Below are 12,749 nucleotides of genomic sequence, written 5' to 3'. Positions count from 1 at the left end.
GTTTTCTATTGAAAAAGACGTTGGTAATGGCGGCAACGGCGGCAGTGTTAATGCTGTCTGCCTGTTCGTCAGGTTTTGGGGGGAAGAAGGAGGAAGAGATTACGCAAAAAACGGCGAAATCGTCAGAAAAAGCGATTATCCCGAAATACAATATCTCTGACTCCTATTACAAAATGGTGCTTCCGTTTAAGGCGGGGAAAGCACGCGGCCTGACAACGGAACAGCTGAATACAAGACTTGATATTGATGAGTTTGAAACGGGGCTGATGCGCCTTGCCCAGGACTCTTTCTCGACAGACGATTATCTGTTCCAAGAAGGACAATACTTAGATGAAGATACAGTATTAAGCTGGCTGGCTCGGAAAAAAACAGGCTCTGATCTGAAAAAAGCCCAAAAAGAAGATAAAAACTTTAAAAACGAGGGTCTGAACCCAGCACTCCCTAGCTCTGGTTCAACTGAAGAGAAAAACGAAAGCAGTCCAGTTTATTTAGCTTCTATGCTGGAACATGATTACTTAGTCAGAAAAGACAAGAATTCCATCCAGCTTGGCGGCGTTATGATCGGCTTGGCGTTAAATTCAGTGTATTACTACCGTGAAAAAACAGGCGACCCTCAAAAAGAAGTGGAGATTGATAACAGCACACTCCGTAAACAGGGAGAAAAAATCGCGCAGGAGGTCATTAACCGCCTTCGCAAAAAAGACAACTTGAAAAATGTGCCGATTACGATTGCGCTTTACAAACAGGCGTCCAAAACATCAATCGTTCCCGGCAATTTTATCGCCAAAACAGAAGTCAAAGCAGGCTCCTCTGATATCTCAAACTGGGACGATGTAAATGAAAAATACGTCTTCTATCCGGCCGATACGAGCACTGCAGAGAAATATCCTGATGATACTGAAGTTTTTAAACGGTTCAAAAACTCAATTGACAACTACTTCCCGAACTACACAGGTGTTGTCGGAACGGCCCTGTATGAAAACGATGAAATGAAGAAAATGAAAATTGAAATTCCGATGCAATTCTACGGAAAGAGTGAAGTCGTCGCGTTTACCCAGTTCTTAACGGGTGAAGTCATGGACTACTACTCAAAGAGCTCACTAGATCTCGAAGTGGATATTACATCCTCAGACGGACAGGAAGCGGTCATTCTCCGCGATGCTGGCGATAAAGAGCCGACTGTTCACATTTATGACTGATAAACATGCAAAACCCTTGTGCCATTGTGGCCTGAGGGTTTTTTTGTGTTACAATTAACAGTATAAGGAAACCGCAACCGTTTCCGCTTCTGTCGAAACAAAAACCAAATGGGGGTATGTTGATGCTGGAAATCGTGTAAAAACAATAGAAGAAATCAAAGGCATAGAAAGGGAGATAAACGTGCATAAAGAAATCAAGAAAGTATTTCGTGAGGAGAAGGTTTTGGCAGAGGCTGCGGGGAGATACGGTTTTTCAAGAAATCAGGTGCGTTTTCTGGCTGATGCCGAAAACTATGTATATGAGTTTATAAAAGATAATGAACCTTATATTTTAAAGGTTACCCATACAATTCGCAGGTCGGCTGATTATATGATGGGTGAAATGGAATGGCTCCGTCATCTGGATGAAGGCGGGCTTTCAGTCGCAAAACCGATTTCGTCGCTAAATGGCACAGAGATTGAAGAAGTCCCTGACGGAAACGGCGGAGCATTTTTATTGCGAGCCTATGAGAAGGCGCCGGGGCACAAAGTGGACGAATCCGACTGGAATGAAACCCTATTTTTTGAGCTTGGCAGATACACAGGGAAAATGCACAGCTTGACAAAAAGCTACAAGCTCAAAAATCCTGCTTTTAAAAGACAGGAGTGGGATGAAGAAGAGCAGCTGATGCTTAGAAAATACGTGCCGGAAGACCAGATTCAGGTGTTTCAGCAGGCGGATGAGCTAATGAATGAACTGCGCCAATTACCAAAAAGCAGGGACAGTTACGGCTTGGTTCATGCAGACCTCCACCATGGCAATTTTAACTGGGACCAAGGGAAAATCACAACATTTGATTTTGATGACATCGGATACAATTGGTTTGTCAATGATATCAGCATTCTCCTTTATAATGTGCTGTGGTATCCGGTCGTTCCATATGAAAATAAAGCCGTGTTTACAGAGGAATTTATGACGCACTTTATGAACGGATACAGAGAGGAAAATAATCTTGATGCTTCGTGGCTGAAAAGAATACCTGATTTTCTCCGCCTGCGTCACATGCTGATATACGGACTGCTGCATCAAATGTTTGATCTTAACTCAATAGGCACAGAAGAAAAAGAAATGCTGGCCGGTTTCAGAAGGGATATAGAAAACCGCACGCCGATCACAGAATTTGATTTTTCTAAGCTCGTCTAGAACGAAAAAAGCCAATGGGATATAATGCCCCATTGGCTTTTATAATGTATCGCACTTCACGCCGACTACACCTTCAATGTCTTTTATATCATAGTAGACATCGGTCGTGTATCTGTTTTTATGGACACGGACCTTGACTTCCATGATCGGGAATTCTTTTTCATGAAGGTCATCGATTCGGACGGAGTGTGTTTTAATGTTTCTTCTTTTCATTTCTTTTAAGATCTCTGTCATTTTGTCCTTATCGGAAAGTGACATTCTGATGCGGATGTCTTTTTCCTGCAGACGGTCTGGACCGATTTTTCTGACCGCCCACGGCAGAAATTCAACGCTGATCAGGATGAACAGAAGGCTGGCAAAGGCTTCTTTGTAAAATCCCGCTCCGGTAGCAAGCCCGAGTCCTGCCGCACCCCAAATCATAGCCGATGTGGTTAAGCCGGAAATGACGTCGTTGCTTTTCCGCAAAATGACACCTGCGCCGATAAACCCGACGCCGGAGATGATTTGCGCCGGCAGACGCAGCGGGTCCATCATGATGCGGTAGTATTTAGGGAAATGATATGCCGCGTTAATACTGACGATCGTCAGCATGCATGAGCTGACGGCGATAACGATACAGGTTTTTAATCCGAGCGGCTTATTCTTCAGCTCGCGCTCCAGCCCGATGACCATGCCAATCAAAGTGGCAATGCCTAATTTTAATAAAATGTCAGGATCAATATACCAGCTCAACAGCAACTTCCCCCTTATCTATGGTGTTTTTAAATAAATATGATTTTCTCACAGTATTTATCGCAAAACAAGGGCACAAAAGCCACCAAGCAGCGCTTGATGGCTTTTTGATTATTTTTTGCGTTTTAACAGTTTTTCCATGACACCGAATAATCGGTAAGAGGCTTTTGCAGGCCGCTTTGTGATCATGCTGACGATAATGCCGGCAATCATACTGAGGATAAACCCAGGGATGATTTCGTACACGCCGGTTGATTTTGCCAGGCCGGTTGTAATCCAGGTCAACACGGTCGCAGCCCCGACAATCATCGCAGCAAGCGCGCCCCATTCGTTCATCCGCTTCCAATACAGGCTGAGCAGAATCGCAGGCCCGAAAGCTGAACCGAAGCCGGCCCACGCGTATCCGACCAAATCAAGAATGGAGCTGCTCGGATTCAATGATAAGAATACCGCAATAACGGCGATCACTAAGACGGAAAGACGCCCGACCATTACTAATTCTTTATCGGAAGCTTTTCGTCTGAAAAACGTCCGGTATAAATCCTCTGTCACAGCACTTGCTGTTACTAAGAGCTGTGAGGAGATGGAACTCATGATCGCAGCCAAAATAGCTGACAATAAGAATCCTGTAATTAAAGGGTGGAACAATATTTTAGAGAAGATAATGAATATCATCTCCGGATCTTTTACAGCAACACCGAATTTATGGGCATAAGCAACACCGATTAAACCCGTCAGCACGGAACCGAGAACTGAAATGATCATCCAGCTCATGCCGATTCGGCGCGCAGGCTTTAAATCTTTAATGTTTTTAATGGCCATAAACCGGACGATAATATGAGGCTGGCCGTAGTAGCCCAAGCCCCAGGCTAAATAGGAAATAATGCTAATGACGCTCGCGCCTTTAAAGATATCCAATAAATGTGGGTTAACAGCGCCGATTTCATGGAAAGTCGGAGCAACGCCGCCCACATGGGTAAAAGCAACGATCGGCACAAGCACTAGTGCTGCAAACATGATCGCACCCTGCACGAAGTCAGTCAGACTGACAGCAAGGAAACCGCCAAACAGTGTGTACAATACGACAACACCGGTAGTCAGAAGCAAGCCTAATTTGTAATCCGCGCCAAAAGCAGATTCAAACAGCCGTCCGCCAGATACCATACCGGAAGAGGTATACAATGTGAAAAAGATCATGATAACCAAAGCAGATACGATTTTCAGCAGTGATGAAGAATGCTGGAATCGTTTATCAAAGAAATCAGGAATCGTAATCGCGTCATCCGCCGCTTCCGTATAAGCACGCAGCCTTGGAGCCAGCAGCAAGTAGTTTGAGTACGCCCCGATTGTAAGACCTAAAGCAAGCCATAAGGTTGACAGCCCTGTCGCGAACATCGCGCCGGGAACACCCATCAGCATCCATCCGCTCATATCCGCCGCTCCGGCAGACAAAGCAGTAACAAACGGTCCGAGACCTCTTCCTCCAAGCATGTAATCGTTGATATCAGTTGTTTTCTTAAATGCATACCAGCCGATTAACAGCATGGCAATAAAGTAAATTCCTAAAGAAATAATAATTTCAATACTCACGTTTTACCCTCTCTTCAATTCTAATAATGTTGCATCACCTCTCAAATTGATGGTGCCAGTTAAGCAGCCTGGCGCAAGTGCGACACAAAAGATATTCTTTTGCAGGTGCACTTGGTAACTTAACCTAACAAAGTATTCCCACCCATTCAAGCGATGAAACATAGACGGTCAGCGGGAAATACCGAGGCAAACCTAGAAGGGAATAAAGATTAAAACGCTTTCAAAAATAATTAAAGTAAAAATTTTCAGAAAAATATTTCGTTTCTCCTTCGCCTCTTTTTAGTATAAAATATATAGGGTATTGTCTCGAAAACACAGGCCCGCCCCAAGGCGTTTTGTTGCTTTAGAGGGCTTGTTTTTGATATGATCAGTATTATATGACTTAACGGAGAAATATGTGGAGGTGGATCATATGTCACGAATTTCAATAGAAGAAGTAAAGCACGTTGCGCATCTTGCGAGACTTGCGATTACTGAAGAAGAAGCAAAAATGTTCACTGAACAGCTTGACAGCATCATTTCATTTGCCGAGGAGCTGAATGAAGTCAACACAGACCATGTTGAGCCTACAACTCACGTGCTGAAAATGAAAAATGTCATGAGAGAAGATGAAGCGGGTAAAGGTCTTCCGGTTGAGGATGTCATGAAAAATGCGCCTGACCACAAAGACGGCTATATTCGTGTGCCATCAATTCTGGACTAAAGGAGGGACACAAGAATGTCATTATTTGATCACAAAATCACAGAATTAAAACAGCTCATACATAAAAAAGAGATTAAGATTTCTGACCTGGTCGATGAATCTTATAAACGCATTCAAGCGGTAGATGATAAGGTACAAGCCTTTTTGGCATTAGATGAAGAAAAAGCGCGCGCGTATGCGAAGGAACTCGATGAGGCGGTTGACAGCCGTTCTGAGCATGGTCTTCTCTTTGGTATGCCGATCGGCGTAAAAGATAATATCGTAACAAAAGGGCTGCGCACAACTTGCTCCAGCAAAATTCTCGAAAACTTTGACCCGATTTACGACGCAACTGTCGTTCAGCGCCTTCAAGATGCTGAAGCGGTCACAATCGGAAAACTGAACATGGACGAATTCGCCATGGGGTCATCAACAGAAAACTCAGCTTACAAGCTGACGAAAAACCCTTGGAACTTAGATACGGTTCCCGGCGGTTCAAGCGGCGGATCTGCGGCTGCAGTTGCCGCGGGAGAAGTTCCGTTTTCTCTTGGCTCTGATACAGGCGGCTCCATCCGCCAGCCTGCCTCTTTCTGCGGCGTTGTCGGATTAAAGCCTACATACGGACGCGTGTCCCGTTACGGATTGGTTGCATTTGCGTCTTCATTAGACCAAATCGGGCCGATTACACGTACGGTTGAGGACAACGCATTCTTGCTGCAAGCCATTTCAGGTGTTGATAAAATGGACTCTACAAGCGCAAATGTAGACGTTCCGGATTTTCTTTCTTCATTAACTGGCGATATCAAAGGATTGAAAATCGCGGTTCCGAAAGAATATCTTGGCGAAGGCGTCGGCAAAGAAGCGAGAGAATCTGTTCTTGCAGCGCTCAAAGTTCTAGAAGGCCTTGGCGCTACATGGGAAGAAGTATCTCTTCCGCACAGTAAATACGCGCTTGCGACGTATTACCTGCTGTCATCTTCTGAAGCGTCTGCCAACCTTGCACGTTTTGACGGCATCCGCTACGGATACCGCACGGACAATGCGGAAAACCTGATCGACCTTTACAAGCAAACGCGCGCTGAAGGCTTTGGAAATGAAGTGAAACGCCGTATCATGCTTGGAACATTCGCTTTAAGCTCAGGTTACTATGATGCGTACTACAAAAAGGCGCAAAAAGTGCGTACTTTGATTAAGAAAGACTTCGAAGACGTATTTGAGAAATATGATGTCATTGTTGGACCAACTACACCGACACCTGCGTTTAAAATCGGTGAAAACACGAAAGACCCGCTCACAATGTACGCAAACGATATCTTAACGATTCCGGTCAACCTTGCCGGCGTTCCGGGTATCAGCGTGCCATGCGGATTTGCTGACGGACTTCCGCTCGGCCTGCAAATCATCGGAAAACACTTTGACGAGAGTACTGTATACCGCGTCGCTCATGCATTCGAACAAGCGACAGACCATCATAAAGCAAAACCTGAACTGTAAGGGGTGAAATGAATTGAACTTTGAAACGGTAATCGGACTTGAAGTCCACGTTGAATTAAAAACAAATTCAAAAATTTTCTCAAGCTCTCCGACGCCATTCGGCGCGGAGGCGAATACACAGACAAGCGTCATCGACCTCGGGTATCCGGGTGTCCTGCCTGTACTAAACAAAGAAGCCGTGGAATTCGCAATGAAAGCGGCTATGGCGCTGAACTGTGAAATCGCGACGGATACAAAGTTTGACCGCAAAAACTATTTCTATCCGGACAACCCGAAAGCGTATCAGATTTCTCAATTTGATAAGCCGATCGGCGAAAACGGCTGGATCGAAATTGAAGTCGGCGGAAAAACGAAACGTATCGGCATCACACGTCTTCACCTTGAAGAAGATGCCGGAAAACTGACGCATACAGGTGACGGCTATTCTCTTGTTGACTTCAACCGCCAGGGAACGCCGCTTGTCGAGATCGTATCTGAGCCGGATATCCGCACGCCGGAAGAAGCATATGCGTATCTTGAAAAGCTGAAGTCCATCATCCAATATACAGGCGTGTCAGACTGTAAAATGGAAGAAGGTTCACTTCGCTGTGACGCCAATATCTCTCTTCGTCCGACCGGCCAAGAGGAATTCGGCACAAAAACGGAATTGAAAAACTTGAACTCCTTTGCGTTTGTTCAAAAAGGCCTTGAGCATGAAGAAAAACGCCAGGAGCAGGTTCTTCTGTCCGGCGGTGTGATCCAGCAGGAAACTCGCCGTTACGATGAAGCAACGAAGAAAACCATTCTTATGCGTGTCAAAGAGGGTTCTGACGATTATCGTTATTTCCCTGAGCCTGACCTTGTCGAGCTTTACATTGACGATGAATGGAAGCAGCGCGTAAAAGCAAGCATTCCTGAGCTTCCGGATGAACGCCGCAAGCGTTATATCGATGAGCTTGGCTTGCCTGCATATGATGCGATGGTTCTGACACTGACAAAAGAAATGGCAGACTTCTTCGAAGAAACAGTTCAAAAAGGCGCTGAAGCAAAACAAGCATCAAACTGGCTCATGGGTGAAGTGTCAGCTTATCTGAACGCTGAGCAAAAAGAGCTTTCTGATGTTGCGCTGACACCGGAAGGCCTTGCCGGCATGATTCAATTGATTGAAAAAGGAACAATTTCTTCTAAAATCGCGAAGAAAGTGTTCAAGGAATTAATTGAAAAAGGCGGCGACGCTGAGAAGATTGTGAAAGAAAAAGGCCTTGTGCAGATTTCTGATGAAGGCGTGCTTCTGAAGCTTGTCACAGAGGCGCTTGACAACAATCCTCAGTCGATTGAAGACTTTAAAAACGGGAAAGACCGCGCGATCGGCTTCCTTGTCGGACAAATTATGAAAGCGTCCAAAGGACAAGCCAACCCGCCGATGGTTAACAAAATCCTGCTTGAAGAAATCAAAAAACGCTAATGAAAAAGCAGCTCTCCTCATTGCAGAGGGAGCTGCTTTTTTATGATCAAATAGAAATAAAGATAGAGATCAAAGCGCGAAGCTTTTCAACTTCTTCGAAATCACTTCCGGTCAAATTTGACAGCAGGCCTTTAATAATCGGCTTGCGCGGCTTTTCCTGTGACAGCTCTTCCTCGATCACATCGAGCGAAACGATGATGTCCTCAGGCAATGCGCTGTTTTCTTTCACTTTTTGAATGTCCTGAAGGATCTGGCCTTTATCCGCCGGCACCAGGCTGTAAATGTCTTTTGGCATGAGCGGATTCAGGCTGGAACGGCTTAGCCCCTGTACAAGATCATCCAGTCTCTCCATGATAAATTCAGATATGTTGTCTGCATCAATTTTGATTTCTTCATTAAATACCATCACATTCATATAGGAGTGCACAATGCCTCTTGCCATGATGGAGAGGTCTGAGAGGTAGTTCTCAGTTTCCTTGCCATAAGTCGCAAGCAAAGCGTTCCGATACAGTTTATCTGTCTCGGCTGTGACTTTGTAAAAGTATTGCTTCACTTCTTGGTTTTCCGGAATGATATTTTCAGTAAGCAACAGAACAATAAAATCCTTATGATCGCGAAAATCCTCAAACTGGGCGCTGATTTGCTTTTTCAGCACATCTTTAGGCGGCTGTCCGGCGAGATCCTCTTCTATTTGTTTCATTTTTTTCATAGACATGCCAATGTAATATTCACAGGCAGACAATAGCAGCGCTTCTTTTGATTTGAAATGCAGATAAAAAGCGCCTTTTGAGATGCCGCATTCACTGGCGATTTCCTGGATGGTCGTCGAAGCGTATCCTTTTTTCGCAAATAAACGAATGCTTGTTTTTATGAGTCTCTCTTTTTTCTCATTCATGACGTGCTTCCCCTTAATCCTTGAAAAATTTAGAAAAAATTTCTGGTATATGAGTTGACGATGTTGCGTTATACCGTTTAGTATTATATAGAATGACCAGTCAGTCAATAAAAACACAATGGAGGATATGATGAATCACGTTATTAATTTCGTTCTGAAAAACAAATTCGCCGTATGGCTGATGACGATTATTGTAACGGCAGCCGGCTTGTACGCGGGTATGAATATGAAGCAAGAATCCATTCCTGATGTAAACATGCCTTACCTGACAATCAGCACGACATATCCGGGAGCGACGCCTAGCCAAGTCGCTGATGAAGTAACGAAACCGGTTGAACAAGCGGTGCAGAACCTGGACGGCGTGAGCGTAGTTACGTCCACGTCCTATGAAAACGCATCGTCGGTTATGATTGAATATGATTATGAGAAAGATATGGACAAAGCGAAAACAGAAGCGGCTGAAGCATTAGAAAATGTCAGCCTGCCTGATGACGCGAAAGATCCTGAAATTTCCCGCTACAGCATGAATTCCTTCCCGATTCTGACGCTCAGCGTATCCAGCGATAAAGATAATCTTCAAGAGCTGACGAAAAAAGTGGAAGATAGCCTCGTACCGAAGCTTGAAGGAACAGAAGGAGTAGCTTCTGTCCAAGTATCAGGCCAGCAGGTTGAAGAGGTTGAATTCTCTTTCAAAGAAGACAAAATGAAGGAATACAACCTTGATGAAGATACAGTCAAACAAGTGATTCAAGGTTCAGATGTGACAACTCCGCTTGGATTGTACACATTCGGCAAAGAAGAGAAATCAGTCGTTGTCAGCGGCGATATTGAAACCATTAAAGATTTGAAGAATATGAGAATTCCAACGGCATCTGCTTCTAGTGCAGGCAGCAGCGCCGCAGCAGCACAAAGCGCACAAGCGGCTCAAAGCGCGCAGGCGGGAGCACAGACGCAGCAAAGTGTTAGCACAGACGTGCCGACGGTCAAGCTATCTGACATTGCAACGATTAAAGATGTCAAAAAAGCTGAATCAATTTCCCGCACAAATGGAAAAGACAGCATCGGCATCAACATCATCAAAGCAAACGATGCCAACACGGTAGAGGTTGCCGACAGTGTCAAAGATGAGCTGAAGCAATACAAAGAAGACCATAAAGGCTTCGAATACAGCGCTACCCTTGACATGGCAGAACCGATTACAGAATCAGTTGACACAATGTTAAGCAAAGCCATTTTCGGCGCTATCTTTGCGATTGTGATTATTCTCTTATTCTTAAGAGATATTAAATCAACATTAATTTCGATTATCTCCATTCCGTTATCATTGCTGATCGCACTGCTTGTGCTGCAACAGCTTGATATTACATTAAATATCATGACGCTCGGTGCAATGACCGTTGCTATCGGACGGGTTGTCGATGACTCCATCGTTGTTATCGAAAACATTTACCGCCGCATGAGGCTGAAAGATGAACCGCTGCGCGGAAAAGCTCTGGTCCGTGAAGCAACGAAGGAAATGTTTAAACCGATCATGTCATCCACTATCGTGACGATCGCGGTATTCCTGCCGCTCGCACTGGTAGGCGGACAAATTGGTGAATTGTTTATTCCTTTCGCCTTAACAATTGTATTTGCGCTTGCCGCATCCCTGTTGATTTCGATCACGCTCGTGCCAATGCTCGCGCACAGCCTGTTCAAAAAATCATTAACGGGAGCGCCTGTAAAAGCGAAAGAACACAAACCTGGCAGACTCGCAAACATCTATAAAAAAGTATTGAACTGGGCGCTGAGCCACAAATGGATCACGTCTATCATCGCCGTTCTGATGCTGCTCGGAAGTTTGTTCCTTGTACCGTTAATCGGTGCCAGCTATCTTCCGTCAGAAGAAGAAAAAACGATGCAGATCACATACAGCCCTGAACCGGGTGAAACGAAAAAAGAAGCAGAAGATGAAGCTGAAAAAGCAGAAAAAATCCTGCTTGACCGCAAGCATGTCGATACGGTTCAGTATTCATTAGGCTCTGGCAGCCCGCTTGCCGGAGGAGATTCAAACGGCGCATTGTTCTATATCAAATATGACAGCGACACGCCGGATTTTGATAAAGAAAAAGACAACGTGCTGAAAGAAATCAAAAAGCAGTCTGACCGCGGAGAATGGAAGTCACAGGACTTCAGCTCTTCAGGCAATAACAATGAATTGACATACTATGTGTATGGCGATTCAGAAAATGACATTAAAGACACAGTCAAAGACATTGAGAAGGTCATGAAGGATGAAAAGGATCTGAAGAACGTAAACTCAGGCCTTTCCAGCACATATGATGAGTATACATTTGTCGCTGACCAAGAAAAGCTGAGCAAACTCGGTTTAACAGCTTCTCAAATTTCTAAGGCCTTAATGTCAGAGACAGCACAGGACCCGCTCACAACCGTGAAAAAAGACGGCAAAGAGCTTGATGTGAACATTAAAACCGAAAAAGACGAGTATAAGAGTGTCAAAGATTTAGAGAACAAAAAGATCACATCAGCCACTGGCAAAGAAGTCAAAATTGGTGATGTGGCAAAAGTAAAAGAAGGCACAACATCTGATACGGTGTCTAAACGTGACGGAAAAGTGTATGCTGATGTCACTGGTGAGGTTGCATCAGATAACGTGACAGCTGTATCAGTTGATGTACAGAAGAAAATTGATAAGCTTGACATGCCTGACAACGTAACGATCGATACAGGCGGTGTTTCCGCAGATATCGCAGATTCCTTTACGAAGCTTGGATTAGCGATGCTTGCAGCGATTGCGATCGTCTACCTCGTGCTTGTGATTACATTCGGCGGAGCATTAGCGCCATTTGCGATTCTGTTCTCACTGCCGTTTACAATCATCGGTGCCCTGGTCGGACTTTACGTATCAGGTGAGACAATCAGTCTGAACGCGATGATCGGTATGCTGATGCTGATCGGTATCGTTGTTACAAACGCCATTGTCTTAATTGACCGCGTGATTCATAAGGAAGCGGAAGGACTGTCTACGAGAGAAGCGCTCTTAGAAGCCGGCTCCACACGACTCCGTCCGATCCTGATGACAGCCATCGCGACAATCGGCGCCTTGATTCCATTAGCACTCGGCTTCGAAGGCGGAAGCCAGGTCATTTCAAAAGGACTCGGCGTAACGGTTATCGGCGGTTTAATCAGTTCGACGCTTCTGACACTTTTAATCGTGCCAATCGTATACGAAGTATTGGCGAAGTTCCGCAAGAAAAAACCGGGAACAGAAGAAGAGTAAAAATGACAAAAAGCCTCAGCTCTGCTGAGGCTTTCAGCTTGTTGAAAAACCCTCGCATTCGTTGTCAGGTCTGCGCGTCGGTGCTCACGAAAAAAGACCAGCGGCTAAAAACTAGAGCATCCTGCTCAAACGCCGCTGTCACCGCATCCTGCGGAAGTCCGCTCCAATGCTCCTCCTTCCTAGACTACAAGGGTTTTCAATCAAGCTGAAAGAATGTTAAGGATGACAAAAGCTCAAAACAAGAATCAGT

Annotated in this window: 8 protein-coding genes and 1 pseudogene; 6 read left to right on the top strand and 3 right to left on the bottom strand. The window is 44.9% G+C overall.

The features are described from left to right. Positions 1 to 8: 8 nt before the first annotated feature. Both H7F27_RS17340 and H7F27_RS17335 read left to right on the top strand, forming a co-directional pair. Positions 9 to 1,199, top strand: coding sequence for a CamS family sex pheromone protein (locus H7F27_RS17340; RefSeq protein WP_024120459.1), 1,191 nt, complete (start codon positions 9 to 11; stop codon positions 1,197 to 1,199). 175 nt (positions 1,200 to 1,374) lie between these two features. Continuing rightward, on the top strand, positions 1,375 to 2,382 hold the full coding sequence (locus H7F27_RS17335; protein WP_185848952.1) for a phosphotransferase enzyme family protein: 1,008 nt from the start codon (positions 1,375 to 1,377) through the stop codon (positions 2,380 to 2,382). A 39-nt stretch (positions 2,383 to 2,421) separates the two neighbouring features. On the opposite strand, the gene H7F27_RS17330 is transcribed toward H7F27_RS17335, so the two are convergent. Both H7F27_RS17330 and opuE read right to left on the bottom strand, forming a co-directional pair. Next, on the bottom strand, positions 2,422 to 3,120 hold the full coding sequence (locus tag H7F27_RS17330) for an MgtC/SapB family protein (RefSeq protein ID WP_081638247.1): 699 nt from the start codon (positions 3,118 to 3,120) through the stop codon (positions 2,422 to 2,424). A 105-nt stretch (positions 3,121 to 3,225) separates the two neighbouring features. Beyond that, on the bottom strand, positions 3,226 to 4,704 hold the full coding sequence (gene opuE / locus H7F27_RS17325; RefSeq protein ID WP_185848213.1) for a proline transporter OpuE: 1,479 nt from the start codon (positions 4,702 to 4,704) through the stop codon (positions 3,226 to 3,228). A gap of 412 nt (positions 4,705 to 5,116) precedes the next feature. On the opposite strand from opuE, the gene gatC reads away from it, so the two are divergent. The 3 genes from gatC to gatB are packed head-to-tail and all read left to right on the top strand — an operon-like array spanning position 5,117 to position 8,324. Then, positions 5,117 to 5,407 carry an Asp-tRNA(Asn)/Glu-tRNA(Gln) amidotransferase subunit GatC gene (gene gatC / locus H7F27_RS17320; RefSeq protein ID WP_024120463.1) on the top strand — a complete coding sequence of 97 codons (291 nt, stop codon included), beginning with the start codon at positions 5,117 to 5,119 and terminating at the stop codon, positions 5,405 to 5,407. 15 nt (positions 5,408 to 5,422) lie between these two features. Continuing rightward, positions 5,423 to 6,880 (top strand): Asp-tRNA(Asn)/Glu-tRNA(Gln) amidotransferase subunit GatA, encoded by a 1,458-nt coding sequence (gene gatA, locus H7F27_RS17315; RefSeq protein ID WP_024120464.1) that lies wholly within the window; start codon positions 5,423 to 5,425, stop codon positions 6,878 to 6,880. A 13-nt stretch (positions 6,881 to 6,893) separates the two neighbouring features. Then, positions 6,894 to 8,324: an Asp-tRNA(Asn)/Glu-tRNA(Gln) amidotransferase subunit GatB gene (gene gatB, locus H7F27_RS17310; RefSeq protein WP_095714345.1), complete on the top strand. Its 1,431-nt coding sequence runs from the start codon at positions 6,894 to 6,896 to the stop codon at positions 8,322 to 8,324. 30 nt (positions 8,325 to 8,354) lie between these two features. On the opposite strand, the pseudogene H7F27_RS17305 reads toward gatB, so the two are convergent. Beyond that, positions 8,355 to 9,219: pseudogene (locus H7F27_RS17305) on the bottom strand (TetR/AcrR family transcriptional regulator); the annotation flags it as partial. A gap of 130 nt (positions 9,220 to 9,349) precedes the next feature. Between H7F27_RS17305 and srfP the strand changes: the two are divergent. After that, on the top strand, positions 9,350 to 12,499 hold the full coding sequence (srfP, locus tag H7F27_RS17300) for a surfactin resistance protein SrfP (protein WP_185848212.1): 3,150 nt from the start codon (positions 9,350 to 9,352) through the stop codon (positions 12,497 to 12,499). Positions 12,500 to 12,749 lie beyond the last annotated feature (250 nt).

Source organism: Bacillus sp. PAMC26543 (genome assembly GCF_014250375.1).
GTDB classification, from domain to species: domain Bacteria; phylum Bacillota; class Bacilli; order Bacillales; family Bacillaceae; genus Bacillus; species Bacillus halotolerans.
Note: the sequence above shows the minus strand (reverse complement) of the source record. Positions and strands in the feature narration are given on the sequence as shown.

Excerpts from the sequence above, each read along its gene's own strand:
- gatC (WP_024120463.1), top strand. The coding sequence starts at position 5,117 with ATGTCACGAATTTCAATAGAAGAAGTAAAGCACGTTGCGCATCTTGCG.
- gatA (WP_024120464.1), top strand. The coding sequence starts at position 5,423 with ATGTCATTATTTGATCACAAAATCACAGAATTAAAACAGCTCATACAT.
- srfP (WP_185848212.1), top strand. The coding sequence starts at position 9,350 with ATGAATCACGTTATTAATTTCGTTCTGAAAAACAAATTCGCCGTATGG.